We start from the raw sequence: 16,055 nt of genomic DNA, 5'->3' as shown, positions 1-16,055 counted from the left end.
GAAATGACCGCGATGACCGCCCGCCTCCAATCCCTGAGCGATGATGGCATCGGCGCCGTGTTGAGCGAGCCATACGGCCTCCGCAACCGTGGTGGCACTGGCAAATACCTTGGCCCCCGCAGCCTTCACCCGGGCAAGCAGCTCGGGTGCGGGCAAGCCGAAGTGAAAGCTGACCACCGCCGGTCTGAACTCAGCCACCATGGCGGCATGCTCCTCATTGAAAGGTGCACGGCTTGGCGCCATCGTGACCGCTGGGGGAAGTATGCCGAACTCGGCGTAGTAGGGAACAAGGCACTGCTGCCAGCGGGCCAGTGCAACGGGATCAGGTTCCCGTTGCCGATGGCAGAAGAAGTTGATGTTAAATGGCCCAAGGCCACTTTGGGCAAGGCGCCCCAGTTCGCTGCGCAGCTTCGCTGATGTGAGCATGGCGGCAGGCAAGGAGCCCAAGCCGCCCGCACGGGTCACGGCCAGCGCCAGCTCGCTACCCTGCACACCGGCCATCGGCGCCTGAATAATGGGATAACGTATCCCCAGTTCGCTAAAGAGGCTCATCCATTCACCCCTTTTGCAGCGTCCGCCACCAGATGTGCGCGGGCCAGCGCAATGGCACCGTCGATGGCACTGCGCGCCTGCGGGCTGTTCTGCCAGCAAGTCGAGCCCAACATGCTGGCCACCAGCTGGACGATATGGGTGGTGTCGGCCTCGGCCAATCCGGCCAGGGTATGGTAGCCCAGCTGTTCGAGCCGCCCGATAACGGTCGGCCCTACCCCTTTCACCCCGAGCAACATTGCCCGTTCTTGCGGGCCAAACCGGTTGTTGCCATCCATCTGTCAGACTCCTTTCCGATAACCGTGGTTACACATCAGGCCCGCAAGGGGCCCGATGGAGAGAGTGGAGGCTTAACGCACGCTGCGCAGCAGGAAGTCCGGCTGACCGCAGGAGCGGCGCTCGCGCTTTTGCATCTCGGCGGAGCAGGTGACCGCATCCGTCCCCTCTTTATTGACGCAGATGTAGATCTCCCGCAGGAAGCGGCCACCATCGGCGCAAGCCACCGTGATGTTGTCGGGGGCCAGCCACTCGTTGGCGCTAGCCAGATCGGCCTTGAGCTGGAAGCTGGTTTTGCGCAGCGGCTCTTCCGGGGATTGATAAGCCGCCGGGATCTTCACCTTCTGGCGCAGATCGCTTGCCAGCTGATGGAAGGCCTGCTGGCTCAAGCCGGAGCAGGTACCGTGCTTCTCCCACTCATGGCGATAGAGGAAACGGCTGGGGTAGAGGTCGGCAAACTCGCTCTCCATATCGGGATCGAGCCGTTCGCGAGTGCAGTTGCTGGGGTAACCGCGATCGTACTGGGGCCAAAGACCATGCAGCACAAAGCCCAGCTTGCGGGAACACTGGTCCCGATCCGCCGGTTTGACGGCGCAGTGCTCGGGCGACCAGGAGAGCGCCATGGCGTAATAATCAAACTCTCCCGCCTCCCCTTTGGCCTGTGCGGCCGAGGAGAGCAACAAACCACCCGCCAGCAGGGCAATCATCTTCTTCATCTATATATATCCATTTCAACCAACTCGGGAATGGCTGCAATGCTCCCATATTCCAGCGCGCGGAAACAGTGCTCCCGCCAAGGCTTGCGACAAGGGTCAGACCACTTCGGGGTTTCACCGGATAATAACGAGGCGTAAGCTGGCATCCTGGCGCCGGGTGCGCCACCGCATCATTTCAAGCAACCACAGGATGTAACATGATCCGCAAGAATCCCTCCGGCCATCTGCCTGTCATCGACGAATCCGCCTATATCGACAAGACCGCCATCATCTGCGGCAAGGTGATCATCAAAGAGAATGTCTTTGTCGGCCCCTATGCGGTGATCCGTGCCGACGAGGTGGATGAGAGTGGAGATATGGAACCCATCGTCATCGGCGCCAACTCCAATATCCAGGACGGGGTGGTGATCCACTCCAAATCCGGCGCCGCCGTCACCATCGGCGAGTACACCTCCATCGCCCACCGCTCCATCGTCCACGGACCGTGCGAAGTGGGAAACCGGGTCTTTATCGGCTTCAACAGCGTGCTGTTCAACTGCCATATCGGTGACGGTGCCGTGGTGCGTCACAACTCGGTGATCGATGGCTGCGATCTGCCGCCGGAGTTCTACGTCCCCTCCACCACCCGCATCAACCAGCAGAGCGATCTGACCCATATCCCGCGGGTTTCGGTAGATGCCGCCGAGTTCTCCGAGGACGTGGCCCACACCAATATCGATCTGGTCAAAGGGTACAAGGCGCTCTCCAACGAGTTCTGAGCCCTTTCTTTATTACCAGAGAACAAAACGGGCGCCGAGGCGCCCGTTTTTCATCTGACTCTATATGAAGGCTAGATGGCCCTGACGCACGTGGCGGCATGAGCTTCATCCACCAGATCCCACAGCGGATCACCAGTACTCAGATCGAGCAACGGCAGCTCACCATCGTCATTGGCAGTTGCATCGCTGCTCCAGTAGCGGTTGTAGAGCGGCCACCCCTGCTGCTGAAGCAACTGATCCGTCGCGCCATCCTTGTTGTAGGCGGCAAACAGCACCTCCAGCTCGGCCCGGGTCGGCAGACGCCAGTCATCATGACCGTGTGCCACCAGTTGCTGGCAGTAATCCCGCGCCCGCGCCTGACCCATGGTCACATACTCCAGCGGGAAGGGATTGTAGTCGCCATCGCTGTCACTGCTCACACCGTCATAGGAGATAGACAGACGCTCCGCCTCGTCCCTGGTCAGCTGGCAGACAAAGGCCAGCTTGCCCGCCACCAGCTCGGGTTGACGACAGCCCCGGGCAAAATCGGGCTGGGCATCCACCACCTGCACCGTCACGGTCAACGTGTGACGAGCCGTGGTCGCCACCAGTCGTGCTGTACCGACCGCCACACCGCGCACCTCGCCCTGCGGACTCACGGTAGCGAACTCCGGCTGTTCGCTGCGCCACTCAACAGGCCCATCGAGCGGGCCGAGAGAGCCATCGCTCAGTTGCCACTGCAGTTGCAGAGGAAGCGTCCGCCCCACTTCCAGCTGAGGCTGGGCAGGCAGCACGGCCAAGCCGGTGATCACCGCTCCCACCGGAGTAGGGTCATCCGCCTCACTCACCCGCAGATCAGCAACCGTGGCCGGAGTGCGGCGCGGCTCGGCCGAAGCACTGCGCAAAAACTCGCCGATGGCATCGAGTTCGTCATTGCTGAGGCCAAGGGCATGCAGGTGATCGGAGGCTTTGGGGAAGAAGGGATCATATTGGTCCGCACCGGTCGGGAAGCCGACCCCGCTGCTCCACTTGGTCACGCCAAAGTTGTACATGGCCACCACCCCCTGCACCGAGCTGCCGATACGCTGGGCCAGGATCGGGAAGATGCCGTTGTGCATATAGGGGCCGGTAAAGGCGACGTCCCGCAAGCTGGGGGTCTTGAAGCGACCGATATCTGCCTTGTTGCGGGTCTGCAGGAAGCGCCCGCGATCTTCCAGCTTGCCACGACCGTAATAGGTGAGCCCCACACTCTCGAACCCGTGCTGACTCAACAGCGGGCCGGAGTGGCAGTTCATGCAGCGGCCATCGGTGCGGTAGAGGTGCATCCCCCACAGCGCCTTGTCACTGAGTGCCTGACTATCCCCTTTGACGAAGCGCTCAAAATCGCTGTCTCGGCTGATGATGGTGCGTTCGAAGGTGGCGATCGCCTTGGCGATCCGCTCCAGCGTGATCCCCTGATCGCCAAAGGCGGTGGCAAAAGCAGCCTGATAGTCGGGGCTGGCCTGCAAGCGGGCCAGCAGTTCGTCATGACTCAGCGCCATTTCGATGGGGTTCTGGATCGGGTGAAGCGACTGCTCCTCCAGCGTGGCGACCCGCCCATCCCAGAACTGGGTCGAGCTGAAGGCGCTGTTGAGGATGGAAGGAGCGTTGCGATTCCCCTTCTGGCCCAGATGACCGACCGAGACGCTCAGGCCGTCGCTCCACCCCTTTTGCGGATCGTGGCAACTGGCACAGCTGATATCCCGCCCCTTGGAGAGCTGTTTGTCGAAAAAGAGCTGCTGACCCAGCACCACCTTGGCCCGGCTATAGGGGTTGTCGGCCGGGAAGGGAACCGCCGGCAGCGGCCCCAGCTCCTGCCATTCCACTCCTTCATCCACCCGGGCGGCAGGCCATTGGGCCGATGAACCGCTATATTGGGCGCGCAGAACCGCCATGTCCGGCTTGCGGCTGTCGCGCACCACGGAGGGGCGCACCGGATAGGGTGCCAGCGCATACCAGAGCAGACTCCCCTCTCCCTCATCCAGCCAGGTTCGGGTCGCCAGTTGATAGAGACGGGGTTGACCCGCACCATCCTGCAGCCAGGTCTGGGCGGGCAGGCCAACAGCAAAGGTATTGGGATAGCGCCATGCCGACTTGTCACTGCTCAGCAGCCGTTCGAACTCGGTGAGGGTCGGCAGGCGCCAGTCGCTGCGGCCGCAAGCGGTCAGCCCCGCAGCCAGTTGTGGCTGGCTGGCAACCTTCAACGCACTGGTGTCACTGCCATACAGCCAGTACTGGCTACCCTTGACCCCGCTGACTGGGCGCACATCGTGCAGGCACTGCCAGGGGCTACGCACCACCAGCTGCCCCTGCTCATCGAGGCGCAGCAGATCTGCCGTCTCCGGCTCGTCCGGCTGGCTGGGGTTGGCGGGATAGAGCTGGGTACGGGCGGACTGGATCTGGGCACTGTTGCTGCGCTGATACCAGCTCCGCGCCTGCTTGTCATCACGCAGGGCCAACAGCATCTGCCAGCTGTCGGCATAGTCGAGCACGGCGCCCGGCTGGCGCTGGGCCAGCAGGAAGGCTGCGTAATCCTGAATAACAGCCTGTTGCTGCAGGCGGATCTCCTCTGCTCTACCCCACTCGGCCTGACTGAGGGAACCATCCCCGCTCTGATCCGCCAGCAGGAAGAGTGCCGTCTCCTCCTCGTTCAACCCCAGCCGCGGCACGCTGTTGCGGCGTGCCAGCGTGATCCCGGCCGAGAGATCCACCACCCGCACCGATACCGCTCGCAGCAGATAGCCCTCGTCGCTGCCAAGCAGCTCCAGCGGCTGATCCAGTTGCAGACCTTCAGGCAAGGTGATGCGGGCAAGCTGGCCCGGTTCGATGGCCTGTTGCACGCGGATCCCGGTGGCGACCTGTCTCACCTCAAGCTGTGCTCCCGCCCCCAGTCGATCAGCCACATTGACCTCAATGGTCAGAGGAACCCGGGTATGAGTTTCCGGCGGTACTATTGGCGGAGTGATGGGCGGTTCGGTCGGCTTGACGACCGGCGGGGTCACCTCGGGTGAGGGGGCCACCGACGTATTGCTGTGATTGTCATTGCATGCGGTCAGAGCCAGCAGGCTGAGCAGTAAGAGGCTGGTTTTCATTCGGTATGGTTGAGTGGTCAGACAAGTGCGCGATTATCCAACCAAATACCAATCATTATCAATTGCATTCAATTAATATGCTTTTTGACAACAACTCCTTATCCGCAACGCCTTACCACCCAATGAGAGAGGGCTGCCTCTTTGGCTGCCCTCTCTTGCTTCAAACCCGCTTGTCGAAAGCCCGACAATCTTCAGGAGCACTTCTTCAGGCTGATATGCCAGTTGGCGCCGGATTGCACCTGATGTTTGGCGGCAAAGCTGTCCATGTTCAGCGCCACCGACACCTGCAGCAGGCTGTTGAGGTAGACCAGCGGCTGACCTTCCGGCACATCGCCGAAGCTGCTGACGTAAGGGGCCTTGCCGTCATATTTGACCACATCCCCTTCGCGGATCTTGATGCAGGCGTTATCCCCCTTGTTGATCCCCGCCTTGGTCAGCAGGGCATCGTCGATATTGGTCCAGACGTTGCCGTACTGCACATCGAGGATCGGGATGGTGCCCTTGAGGGTGCCATCTTTCTCGGCTACCGCAGGCTGATAGGGGATCTTCACCACTTCGGCGGGCAGCAGCGGGCCGACCTGCTCATAGCTGATGGCGCCGGAGGCGAGCCGTGCGCCGGTATAGGCGTACACATCGCGGCCATGGAAAGTGTAGGACTTCTCGGAGCCCTTGAGGCGGTTGAGTTTCTCGTCAATCTGGCGCACCGCCTCGATGCCGAAGTGCTCGGCCACCAGGGTCAAAGTGCCGTTGTCCGGAGTCACGATGTAGTGGCCGCTCCTGGTCTTGAGCACTACTGATTTGCGCTCGGTGCCGACCCCCGGATCCACCACGCTGACAAACACTGTGCCCTTGGGCCAATACTGCAGGGTCTGGTAGAGGCGGTAGGAGGCTTCCCAGATGTTGTAAGCCGGGATCTCGTGGGTCAGGTCATAGAGCGGCAGGGTGCGATCCACCCCGAAGGCAACCCCCTTCATGGCCGACACGGCGCCATCTTTGAGGCCGAAATCGGTCTGGATCACCAGCGCTTCGTTGGCGGCGGCGATGCCGCTTGCCAGCATGAGGGCGAGCGCAATGGCGCGGGGAGCGGTGCGAATATCCATATCTGAACTCCTGAATCATCTGAGGATAACGAAACGGCAACAGCCATTTAGACATCCAGACTGCCACCAATGGATTTTTTTGCAAGGGGTTTGCAACAAAGTGAGGGACGACTCGCAGAAATTGTGCTCGCCAAACGTCGGCGGCGGGGGTATCAAAGGCAGAACAGAAAAACGTTTACAATACAGGAGCTCAGCACCATGACACAACCCGCACCGGAGATGATGACCCTGCTGCTGGAGATTGGTGAACAGAGCAGTCAGCTCTGGCTGAGCCAGCCAGATGCGGCCCCGTCACACTACCCGCTGGCCTTTGGCACCCACGCCATCCAGCCCGGACCGTTTCGCCACGCGCCACCCACCCCGCTCGAACTGGAGCGGGCCATCATGGTGGTGGAAGATGAGCTGATGCGCATCGCCCCGCAGATCCCGCCCGGCTTGCAGCTGACCCTGCGCAGCCAGCCATCGCTGGCCGAAGCGCTGGGGGACAACCAGCTCGACCGGGATCTGGTGGAGCAAGCCTTTGGCCAGCTGGCCGCCATGGCGGAAGGGGATCCCCTCGCTGCCAGCTTGCTGCCCCGCGACGAGCACTTTGCGGCCGTGCTGCTGATCGTCAGGGAGTGGCTGCACCATCTGGCCAGCGAGAGCGTGCTGATTGTGGAGTAGGGATAAATAAGTGGTGAGGGCTTCAGCTTCTGGCAAGGTTTGTCGGTGGATCCTGTCGGGATTTCCTTCGCGTATACTTTGCCCGTATGGCGCCCGCGCCCCTATCGGTACTGCACCCAGACACCTATGACCTTATTTTCAGGTAATCCCCCAGCCTTGCGCTGGCCATCCGCGTTTGCTCGCCAGTTCATCGTCAAAGTGGCCGGATTGGCCCTGCTCGCCCTGACCGGGCTGGGCACTGTCTTCTACTACACCTATCTCACTATCCAGCACGACATGGATCTCATCACCGCCAGACAGAAGAACGTGTTCGAGGTCTTCTACCAGCGAGCCAAGATCCTCAAGGTGGAGAACATCACCAGCTATCTGGCACAACACCATCTGCTCGATCAGCCACCGCCCCCGAATAGCGTCGGCAGCGACTATCTCTACGGGTATGACCTCAAAAGCAAATACCGCTTTGCCGATATTCCGCTGCAATACCCGGCCGCCAATCTCCTCAACACCTTCCGCTATGCCCTCTCCTACCCGGAGGTGATCAACATCTACACCATCTGGAATGACTACCGGCTGATCGGCATGGTGGCCGACAACAATGTGCTGCCCACCAGACTGGCGCCGATCAAGGTGGATCTGATGACACTGCCCGCCTGGTATCACTACTTCGGTTGCGCCAGCTTTGCCCCCGGCCGCCCCTTGTGCAGCACCGATGAAGCCTTTGTCTCCGATATCGAGATCGACAGCTTCAGCATGCGCAACACCATAGTGATGTACTTCCCCTTCATTCATCAGTCGGGGCGCGGCGGTTACAAATACGGACTGCTCGGTATCGACATCGCCGTCGATGAAGCATTTAACGATGTGCTGCGACCCTTCGATACCATCAATCCGACCCGCACCAACATATCGTTTGAAGCCGCCGAGCCCTGCCGCCCGAGACATCTCTGCCTGAGCAAACCCTTTATGCGCACCAAGGCGGGGGATGATCTCTATCTGAAGTGGTCCTACAGCTGGTTCGATTTCGTCAAGCTGGCCCTGCAAAGTGCGGCCTTCAAGGTCTATCTCATCGTGCTGTTGCTGGGCATGGTGGCCTGGAAGCAGATCTACCTGCGGCTGCGCACCCTGGCGCACACCGACCACCTGACCCGGCTGCCACGTCGGGATGTGCTCTGCCAGAGCCTGCTCCATGAGCACGACTACCTGATGATCCTCGATATCGACAACTTCAAGTCGATCAACGACACCTATGGCCATGGCGTCGGGGATCTGGCACTGGTCGCCTTTGCCCGCCATCTCAGAAGCAATATCCGCAAGGTGGACAGCGCCATCCGTTGGGGCGGCGAGGAGTTTATCGTGCTGTTCAAGGGGATGGAGGATGACGAGATGATGATCCACTCCGCTGGCCGCCTGCTGGATCGCCCATTGGGGATCCCCGAGCTGCCCACCCCCATCACCTTCTCCGCCGGGGTGATCCGCATTCGTGACTATCTCACCGTCACCGAGGCAGTGCATCTGGCCGACGAACTGCTCTACCACGTCAAACAGCACGGCAAGCACAACATCGCCTGCTACGAGGGCAAAAAGATCCGGCTGATCCGCCCGTTGCCGGACGACGCAGAGGCATAGCCGCCTTCTGCCGCTCCCCCAGCTTCTGTTACCATCGCGGCCACGATCACTCACTGCATCGTGGCCGCAGGCCGCGATAACCCCGACTGGTGCCTTCTATGTCCACGACCTCTTTTGCCGAACTGGCCCTCTCCCCCCGTCTACAGCAGACCCTGAGCGAACTCGGCTATGCCGCACCGACCCCCATTCAGGCTCGCGCCATCCCCGTCATTCTGGCGGGGCGGGATCTGATGGCAGGCGCCCAGACCGGCACCGGCAAGACCGCCGCCTTTGTGCTGCCGCTGCTGGAGCAGTTGCTGGCACAGCCGCAAATGGCGTCCCTGCGCCCGATCCGCGCGCTGGTGCTGGTGCCGACCCGCGAGCTGGCGGTGCAGGTTGCCGAGAGTGTCGCGCGCTACGGCCAGGGGACAGGTCTCACCAGCACGCAGGTCTACGGCGGGGTGAGTATTGCGGCGCAGGTCGAGGCGCTTCAAGCCGGGGTGGATATCCTGATCGCCACCCCGGGCCGCCTGCTCGACCATCTGCGTCAGGGGGCATTGAGCCTGGATAGCCTGCGCCATCTGGTGTTTGACGAGGCGGACCGCATGCTCGACATGGGCTTTATGGACGAGATCAAGGCGCTGCTCAAACAGATCCCGGCGGATCGACAGACCCTGCTCTTCTCCGCCACCTGCGACGACAACCTGTTTGCCCTCTGCAAGGTGCTGCTGCGTGACCCCGAGCTGATTGAAGTGGCACCTCGCAACACCACGGCGGCTGAGGTAGAGCAGCGGGTCTACACGGTGGATAGCGATCGCAAGCTGGCGCTGGTCGAACACATGCTGAAAGTGAAAGGGTGGGCACCGGCCCTCATCTTCAGCCGCACCCGTCAGGGGGCGGACAAGCTGGCCCAGCAGCTTGGCAAGGCGGGAATCAATGCGCTGGCCTTCCACGGCGATCTGTCGCAAAGCGCGCGGGAGAAGGTGCTGCTGGAGTTTCGCGCCGGCACCCTGCAGGCACTGGTTGCCACCGATGTGGCAGCCCGCGGCCTCGATATCAGCGATCTCAACTACGTGATTAACCTCGAGTTCCCGTTTGTGGCGGAGGATTACGTCCACCGTATCGGTCGCACCGGCCGCGCCGGCAACAAGGGGCTCGCCATTACCCTGTTCAGCCCGGAAGATGCGCCGCTGTTGGAGAAAGTGGAAGCTGTGCTCGACACCCGCTTGCCCCAGCAGTGGTTCCCCGGCTTTGAGCCGGATCTCACCCGCTTTGAGCCCGAACCGCGCCGCAACAGCAAGGCGGCCCAGAAGCAGCGCGCCAGAAAGCAGGCTCTCGCTGGCAACAAGGGTGGCAAGGGCAAACGCTAAGCCGCCCAGCACCGCCAATAAAAAAACGCCCGCACGGGCGTTTTTTGTTATCTGACAGGAGCCTGCTCTTGGCGAGTGATCCCCTAACGGGTTGCCAGCACCAGTGGCAGGGATCGCAAGATCTGCCGCTCCGCCAGGGTCGAGAGAATAAACATCACCATATAGCCAAGCCCCAGCGCCACGATAATCGCCACCACGTTGGCGGTGAATTCGGCCACCAGATAGTAGGCGGCAACCAGCGCCACTATGCCAGCCAGCCGGATCAGCAAGCTCTGGGTAAAGTGACCGTGAGCCTTGATATAGGCGAGCTGATAGCCGTTGAGCATCATAAAGATAAAGAAGATGGAGAAGTGGAACAGCACGGGCACCGCCCCCACGTAGTCGGCGGGGAAGAACAGCAACACCAGCGGCTTGCCCGCCAGCAGCATCAAGCCAAAGAACGCCAGACTGACGATGGCGGAGAGACTGAAGATCCAGCGGCGGATCAGCCTTATCTGGCGGTGATCGCCGTTGCGCAGATTGACCGCCAGCTCAGGCAGCACAAAGCGGTAGATGGGGAAGACAAACAAGGTGGTCATATAGGTGAAGATGGGGCGCACCACCACCTGAAAATCCCCCAGTTCATCGATGCTGAAGTGGCGGATGGTGAGCAACACAGTGATGTAGATCATCAGGATACTGGCCCCCGCCTCCAGCGAGGCGGTAAAGCTCTTCTTCACATAGCTCACCATCTCGGGGCCGAGCGCCACCTTGGCCAGCGGCTTGGTGGCGATAGCCCGACGGCGCGAAACATACATATAACCGGCGATAGCGAGCGACGAGAAGGTCAGCCCATAAAAGAGCGAAGGGAGCGCATCCATCCCGAACCCAAAGTAACAAGCCATAAACAGCAGGCCATTGGCCAGCGGCTCCAGCCAGGTGACCCGGTTGGAGAGCTCATACATCCGGTACATGGCCACCAGATTGGTGAAGTAGACCTTGAGCCCCAGCCCGAAAATGACCCCCACCAGTTGCAGATACTCCACCCGGATATGGAGCCCGTGCTTGATATAGGGGATCACCGCCCCCCAGGTGAGCAGCACGATGCCGATGAGGAAGTAGCGAAAGATATTGATGATGTCCCGATCGTTTTTGGTCTGGGAGTAGCTCACCACCATGGATGAGCGAAAACCTGTCATCAGGATAAAAGAGAGGGAGATCAAATCCACCACGCTGTTAAACAGCGCCAGCTCCCCCTTGGCGACCCACTGCGCCAGCCACACCTTGAAGGCGAAGCCGATAACGATGCTGACCAGCGAGGCCCACATCCCGGTGATAAAAGCCTGCTTGAGGCGCGCGAGAGAGGCGTATTGCATAACGAAAATGGATAACTTTCAGGGAAAAGAGAGAGGGCCATCTTATGAAAGCCTCCCTCCCTTGAACAGCGTTAATGCCACGCACTCACAGCCACCAAAAAAACCGCAAACGCAAAAGGCCCGCTTATTTCCTGAAAGCGGGCGTTTTGTGGTGTGCCGTTATGGCTGCTGATTGCAGCGATGGCAAGGCTTGCTGCCAGTCTGTCGCGCAGCGGCTATGACTGCGGCGCCGCCTTGATCAGCTCCTCGTAGTGATCAATCAGCTCGGGGCCATGCAGCGGCGAGTCGTGACCGCCAATCACCGTCTTGATCGGCAACTTCATCGCTTTAAGCCGCTCGATGGTCTGCGGATAGGCCTTCACATTGGCAAAGCTCAGGTTGCCCAGCTTCTCCTTGAGGATGCAGTTGCCATAAAGCACCTGCTCGTCAGGGAAGTAGACAAAGATGCCGTCCGGCGTATGGGCCGGGCCCGCGTAGAAGGCGCGCACCTTGCCCTCTTGCAGGGTGAAGTCGCCATCGTGCACCACGTTGGGCAGCACCAGCGGCAGATCCGGATACTCCGGCAGCCCCTTGCGGGTAAAGGCGACAATCTCGGCCCAGTCGCTCTTCATCAGATCCCGGGTCTGGCGCGTCGCCACCACCTTGGCCCCGATGGACTTCCAGTAAGCGTTACCGCCCGCCCGGTCGGTGTGGTAGTTGGTGTTGATCACCTCCAGCACCGGCTTGCTGCTGACCCGTTTAATGAGCTTGTGCAGCTCGCGGGCGGTATCCGGCGTCCAGGTCGCCCCCACCACCGTCACCCCCTTGGCCCCGAAATAGACCATGGAGTTCTCTTTGACGTAGTAGTTGTCCTCCACCACATAGACAGGGCCACTCACCTGCTTGAGCTCGATCCCCGCCGCCCGCACGCTGCCACCCCAGAAACTCGCCATCAGCACCACGGCCCCGGCCAATCCGCACTTCATCCAACCTTTCATCATCTTGCTCCCTCGAACCAACCGCCCCCTCGCCACCCCTGTGGCAAGCCGGGCCTTTTAAGCAGTGGGCAGAAGATACGGGGGATTTGTGAGGGGAAAATGAGGTTGTGTGAAGAGAAGGTGAAGTCTGGGGGAATGCAGAAAAATCAGGGGGGAATCGGCGACGAGCCACGACCAATATGGCGATCGACGGTGCGGGAGGTGGAGAGAGGTAAAGGCTCAAAACGAAACGACAACACAGATAGCAGCCCCTCACCCTAGCCCTCTCCCGAGGGAGAGGGGATGGCCCGTGCCAATTCCAAGCCACTCATATTCACCCGCACCACAGAGCCAACGCACAATCAGCGGAGCATATTTGCCCCCTTCTCCCCTTGCGGGAGAAGGGCTGGGGATGAGGGGGGAGGTAACAATAAGCCACATAATGTAGGGTCGATTAGCGCAGCGTAATCGTTCGCATACCGCCGAGCATCGAGTCATGGCAAGGCCAACAGGAAACTCTGAATATCACCTGCTTATCGGCCACGACCTGTTCGCGATCGTCCGAATACGCTTCGCTATTCGAACCTACGGCCTGATATATAAAAATGGGCTTCAATCTAACCCAAAAGAAAGATTATACTAACTAATACAGTATTAAACTTATTATTGGAGATTCAAAGTTGAGCATCACTTTTGAACATATTGATGATACCTTGCAGATCTACCTAGATGGCAATTTACTCACATCCATCAGCAAAAAAGAAACCAATGAATACAGTTATATTTGGGAGCCAAGAGATAAAGGATATGTCATAAACAAATTATCAGATATAACTGTAGATTCTTTCCCTGATCGTTTGATGATCTCTGACAACTATAAATCACAGTCATTTAAATATTTAGAAATGGTTGTGTTAAACAAAAAGAAAAATCACATAGAAGTAGAATACTCCTTGGTTTTCAATTACAAGGATTGGTCTGAACTTGTCCCACCAGCATATATATCGCAACACTATGAGTCAAAGCTCACTGGTTTTTGTGAAAGTGTCGACTTAATTGATGATGATGGCTATGGATTAATTTTTGAAGTTAAGGACGTTATTGAAAATGGTAATATTATTGATGAGATTGAACGTTTTGCACATGTAGCAAGATTAAAACTAATAGAGTTAGAAAAAGAACTATTAATGAACGTAAAATCAGAATTGATAGTTAAAATTTTCAAATTCCCAATCGGCTATGAAGTAATCTGTTCCCAATATGTTTTATGGTTCGGCGAACTACTGAAACATATTGGGATTAATGCTGACGTATCGACTGAAAACAAAGAAGGATACACTTTTCTAACCATTACTAAAAACGATGAAAGTGCATTTAAAGAAAATATAGAAAAAGCCTTGTATTTATACCTATCACTTCCTTATTCAGATCATATTCCAGTAAACCAAATAAAAAATGACATTGAATCAAAAATATTTATTCAATCTCTACAGCAACAAGTAATGTTTTTTACTCAACAATGTGATATTAAGAGCTCTATCATAGAGCTTCAAAATATCTCTAATGGTAAATTACAAGAACAATTACAATCAGCGAAAGAAAAAATATCTTTATTGGAAAGTTTACAAAATGACAGATTGAATTTATTCGATGGTGCAATATCATTAGTGGAATATAAAATAGGCCCTCTAGTATTCAACCCTAAGCGGATACTAAAAAAATTAATAAATGAGCAATAAAAAACCTTATACATCAAAATTAATAGGCATGAAATATCTATATAAAAACCACCCGTATAACGGGTGGTTTTTTCATTATCTCAGAATGAACCCGAGATATTTAACTCACAACAGCAATCAAACCAACGGCGGCGTCCGTGGCGGCACCATACGCTTGCTGCCGGTGGACTCAAAGGCCGAGGCGAAGCGCAGCAGGTTGTTGTCGTCATAGGCGCGACCGGCGAAGGTCAGCCCCACCGGCATACCGATATCGGCCATCACGCCCATGGGGACGGTGACGGTCGGAACACCGAGGTGGCGAATGGCGAGGTTGCCGTTGGCAACCCAGATGCCGTTGCTCCAGGCGATATCGGCGGAGGCCGGATTCACATCCGCATCAGCCGGGGCGACGTCGGCAACTGTGGGGAACAGCACGGCGTCGAGCTTGAGCCCGTCCATCCACTCCTCCAGATCCAGCTTGCGGGTCTTCTCCAGAGCGCGCAGGCCGTCCGGCACTGTGGGGATCTCGTCAAAGCGCTTGATGCCGCGCTTGGCCATATTGACGTACTCGTCCATGCCCGCCGCCAGATCGCCCTCGCGATTCGGCAATGTGCCCGGATCGTGGGGGAAGATCTTCGGCCCATCGACATCGGCCAGCTTGTTGAGCTTGGGATCGCCGTTGGCGCGCAAGAAGTCGTCGAACGCCCAGCCGGAGAGCTCCCACAGCTCGTCGTTGAGAAACTCCGGGCTCACGATGCCGCGATTGAACACGGTCGGCGCGCCGGGTCGGTCCCCTTCGCAGTTGGAGACCAGCGGGAAGTCCACTTCGATAACTTCCGCGCCAGCGGCTTCCAGCGCCTTGCGCGCATCTTCCCAGAGGGCAATCACGGTCTCGCGGGTATGGATGCGCTGACCGGTCGGGCCGCCGATACCGGGGTTTTCGCTGGTGCCGGCCAGTTCATCCTTGTTGATAAACATGCGCGGCACGCCGAGGCGCTTGCCCTTGAGGGCATCGGCCTTGGCAGCCAGATCCAGATAGGAAGCCGGACGCACCTCGGAGGCCTTGGGCAGTTGCACCCAGGGCTGCATGCGCCACAGATCGCCACGGGTGTCGGCATCGTCAGCCACCACTACATCGAGCACTTCCAGGAGATCGTTCATAGTGCGGGCATAGGGCACCACCACGTCCATGGTCGGAGTCAGCGGCCAGTTGCCGCGCACCGAGATGACGCCACGGGACGGGGTGTAGGCGCACAGACCGTTGTTGGAGGCGGGGCCACGGCCGCTCGACCAGGTCTCTTCCGCCAGACCAAAGGCGGAGAAGCTGGCGGCGGTGGCAGTACCGGCGCCGTTGGAGGAGCCGGAGGCAAACGGCGCGGTCAGGTAGTCGGCGTTGTAGGGGCTCTCGGCACGGCCATAGACGCCGCGCTGCATGCCGCCATTGGCCATCGGCGGCATATTGGTCTTGCCAAGGCAGATGGCACCGGCGGCGCGCAGGCGCTCAACGGTAAAGGCATCGCGCTGGGCCACCAGATCCTTGAAGGCCGGGCTACCGGAAGCGGCGGTCAGCCCCTTGACCAGATAGCTGTCTTTGGCGGTGTAGGGGATGCCGTCGAGCGGGCTCAGGGTCTCGCCACGGGCGCGGCGGGCATCAGAAGCCTCGGCCTCTTTCAGCGCATCGGGATTGGCGACCACCACGGCATTGAGTTTGGTGGCAGTCTCGGGGCCGTTGTAAGCCTCGATCCGGGCCAGATAGGCCTTGACCAGTTCGACCGCTGTGGTGCGGCCTGATTCGAGCGCGGCACGCAGCTCGGCAATGGAAACCTCGGTCACTTCGATCATGGGGATCTCCTGTAAAAGGGTGACTGTTTGTCATGAT

Annotated in this window: 13 protein-coding genes (1 of these 13 cut by a window edge); 5 read left to right on the top strand and 8 right to left on the bottom strand. The window is 58.8% G+C overall.

Annotated features, from left to right (window positions below; translation table 11 throughout):
• The 3 genes from ACTG19_RS17185 to ACTG19_RS17175 all read right to left on the bottom strand — a co-directional run.
• Nucleotides 1-552 carry the 5' portion of an NAD(P)H-dependent flavin oxidoreductase gene (locus tag ACTG19_RS17185; RefSeq protein WP_113739753.1) on the bottom strand. It extends 495 nt beyond the left edge of the window, so the window shows 552 of its 1,047 coding nt (coding positions 1-552); it begins with the start codon at nucleotides 550-552; its stop codon lies beyond the left edge, outside the window.
• Nucleotides 549-827 (bottom strand): helix-hairpin-helix domain-containing protein, encoded by a 279-nt coding sequence (locus ACTG19_RS17180; protein ID WP_113739754.1) that lies wholly within the window; start codon nucleotides 825-827, stop codon nucleotides 549-551. Before ACTG19_RS17180 ends, ACTG19_RS17185 begins: the two co-directional genes overlap by 4 nt.
• A 72-nt stretch (nucleotides 828-899) precedes the next feature.
• The gene (locus tag ACTG19_RS17175) at nucleotides 900-1,541 is read right to left on the bottom strand and encodes a ribonuclease T2 family protein (RefSeq protein ID WP_439989322.1); all 642 of its coding nucleotides are present in this window, start codon (nucleotides 1,539-1,541) and stop codon (nucleotides 900-902) included.
• Between the two features lie 197 nt (nucleotides 1,542-1,738).
• On the opposite strand from ACTG19_RS17175, the gene ACTG19_RS17170 reads away from it, so the two are divergent.
• On the top strand, nucleotides 1,739-2,299 hold the full coding sequence (locus ACTG19_RS17170; protein WP_005335471.1) for a gamma carbonic anhydrase family protein: 561 nt from the start codon (nucleotides 1,739-1,741) through the stop codon (nucleotides 2,297-2,299).
• 71 nt (nucleotides 2,300-2,370) lie between these two features.
• On the opposite strand, the gene ACTG19_RS17165 is transcribed toward ACTG19_RS17170, so the two are convergent.
• Nucleotides 2,371-5,409 (bottom strand): cytochrome c peroxidase, encoded by a 3,039-nt coding sequence (locus tag ACTG19_RS17165; RefSeq protein ID WP_439989321.1) that lies wholly within the window; start codon nucleotides 5,407-5,409, stop codon nucleotides 2,371-2,373.
• A 191-nt stretch (nucleotides 5,410-5,600) separates the two neighbouring features.
• Nucleotides 5,601-6,509: an SAM hydrolase/SAM-dependent halogenase family protein gene (locus ACTG19_RS17160; protein ID WP_019446189.1), complete on the bottom strand. Its 909-nt coding sequence runs from the start codon at nucleotides 6,507-6,509 to the stop codon at nucleotides 5,601-5,603.
• A 198-nt stretch (nucleotides 6,510-6,707) separates the two neighbouring features.
• Between ACTG19_RS17160 and ACTG19_RS17155 the strand changes: the two genes are divergently transcribed.
• The 3 genes from ACTG19_RS17155 (at nucleotide 6,708) to ACTG19_RS17145 (ending at nucleotide 10,147) form a co-directional block, all read left to right on the top strand.
• Nucleotides 6,708-7,172, top strand: coding sequence for a hypothetical protein (locus tag ACTG19_RS17155; protein ID WP_439989319.1), 465 nt, complete (start codon nucleotides 6,708-6,710; stop codon nucleotides 7,170-7,172).
• A 156-nt stretch (nucleotides 7,173-7,328) separates the two neighbouring features.
• Nucleotides 7,329-8,798, top strand: coding sequence for a GGDEF domain-containing protein (locus tag ACTG19_RS17150; RefSeq protein ID WP_439989318.1), 1,470 nt, complete (start codon nucleotides 7,329-7,331; stop codon nucleotides 8,796-8,798).
• A gap of 98 nt (nucleotides 8,799-8,896) precedes the next feature.
• Complete coding sequence (locus ACTG19_RS17145; protein WP_439989317.1) at nucleotides 8,897-10,147, top strand: DEAD/DEAH box helicase; 1,251 nt, start codon at nucleotides 8,897-8,899, stop codon at nucleotides 10,145-10,147.
• A gap of 83 nt (nucleotides 10,148-10,230) precedes the next feature.
• On the opposite strand, the gene ACTG19_RS17140 is transcribed toward ACTG19_RS17145, so the two are convergent.
• Both ACTG19_RS17140 and cphA read right to left on the bottom strand, forming a co-directional pair.
• Nucleotides 10,231-11,502, bottom strand: coding sequence for a hypothetical protein (locus ACTG19_RS17140; RefSeq protein ID WP_439989316.1), 1,272 nt, complete (start codon nucleotides 11,500-11,502; stop codon nucleotides 10,231-10,233).
• Between the two features lie 215 nt (nucleotides 11,503-11,717).
• Complete coding sequence (gene cphA, locus ACTG19_RS17135) at nucleotides 11,718-12,482, bottom strand: CphA family subclass B2 metallo-beta-lactamase (RefSeq protein WP_081043470.1); 765 nt, start codon at nucleotides 12,480-12,482, stop codon at nucleotides 11,718-11,720.
• A gap of 656 nt (nucleotides 12,483-13,138) precedes the next feature.
• On the opposite strand from cphA, the gene ACTG19_RS17130 reads away from it, so the two are divergent.
• Entirely contained in the window at nucleotides 13,139-14,197 is a 1,059-nt protein-coding gene (locus tag ACTG19_RS17130; protein ID WP_439989315.1) for a hypothetical protein, read from the top strand.
• A 117-nt stretch (nucleotides 14,198-14,314) separates the two neighbouring features.
• On the opposite strand, the gene ACTG19_RS17125 is transcribed toward ACTG19_RS17130, so the two are convergent.
• Nucleotides 14,315-16,018 (bottom strand): amidase, encoded by a 1,704-nt coding sequence (locus ACTG19_RS17125; protein WP_421196382.1) that lies wholly within the window; start codon nucleotides 16,016-16,018, stop codon nucleotides 14,315-14,317.
• Between the last annotated feature and the right edge of the window lie 37 nt (nucleotides 16,019-16,055).

It is taken from the genome of Aeromonas sp. 3P (assembly GCF_051919745.1).
Classification (GTDB): Bacteria; Pseudomonadota; Gammaproteobacteria; order Enterobacterales; family Aeromonadaceae; genus Aeromonas; species Aeromonas veronii.
The sequence above is the reverse complement of the archived record's forward strand: the minus strand, read 5'-3'. Positions and strand labels throughout refer to the sequence as shown.

Bases quoted from the DNA above. Each gene is read 5' to 3' on its own strand.
- ACTG19_RS17180 (WP_113739754.1), bottom strand. From the start codon at position 827: ATGGATGGCAACAACCGGTTTGGCCCGCAAGAACGGGCAATGTTGCTC.
- ACTG19_RS17175 (WP_439989322.1), bottom strand. From the start codon at position 1,541: ATGAAGAAGATGATTGCCCTGCTGGCGGGTGGTTTGTTGCTCTCCTCG.
- ACTG19_RS17170 (WP_005335471.1), top strand. From the start codon at position 1,739: ATGATCCGCAAGAATCCCTCCGGCCATCTGCCTGTCATCGACGAATCC.
- ACTG19_RS17165 (WP_439989321.1), bottom strand. From the start codon at position 5,409: ATGAAAACCAGCCTCTTACTGCTCAGCCTGCTGGCTCTGACCGCATGC.
- ACTG19_RS17160 (WP_019446189.1), bottom strand. From the start codon at position 6,509: ATGGATATTCGCACCGCTCCCCGCGCCATTGCGCTCGCCCTCATGCTG.
- ACTG19_RS17155 (WP_439989319.1), top strand. From the start codon at position 6,708: ATGACACAACCCGCACCGGAGATGATGACCCTGCTGCTGGAGATTGGT.
- ACTG19_RS17145 (WP_439989317.1), top strand. From the start codon at position 8,897: ATGTCCACGACCTCTTTTGCCGAACTGGCCCTCTCCCCCCGTCTACAG.
- ACTG19_RS17140 (WP_439989316.1), bottom strand. From the start codon at position 11,502: ATGCAATACGCCTCTCTCGCGCGCCTCAAGCAGGCTTTTATCACCGGG.
- cphA (WP_081043470.1), bottom strand. From the start codon at position 12,482: ATGATGAAAGGTTGGATGAAGTGCGGATTGGCCGGGGCCGTGGTGCTG.
- ACTG19_RS17125 (WP_421196382.1), bottom strand. From the start codon at position 16,018: ATGATCGAAGTGACCGAGGTTTCCATTGCCGAGCTGCGTGCCGCGCTC.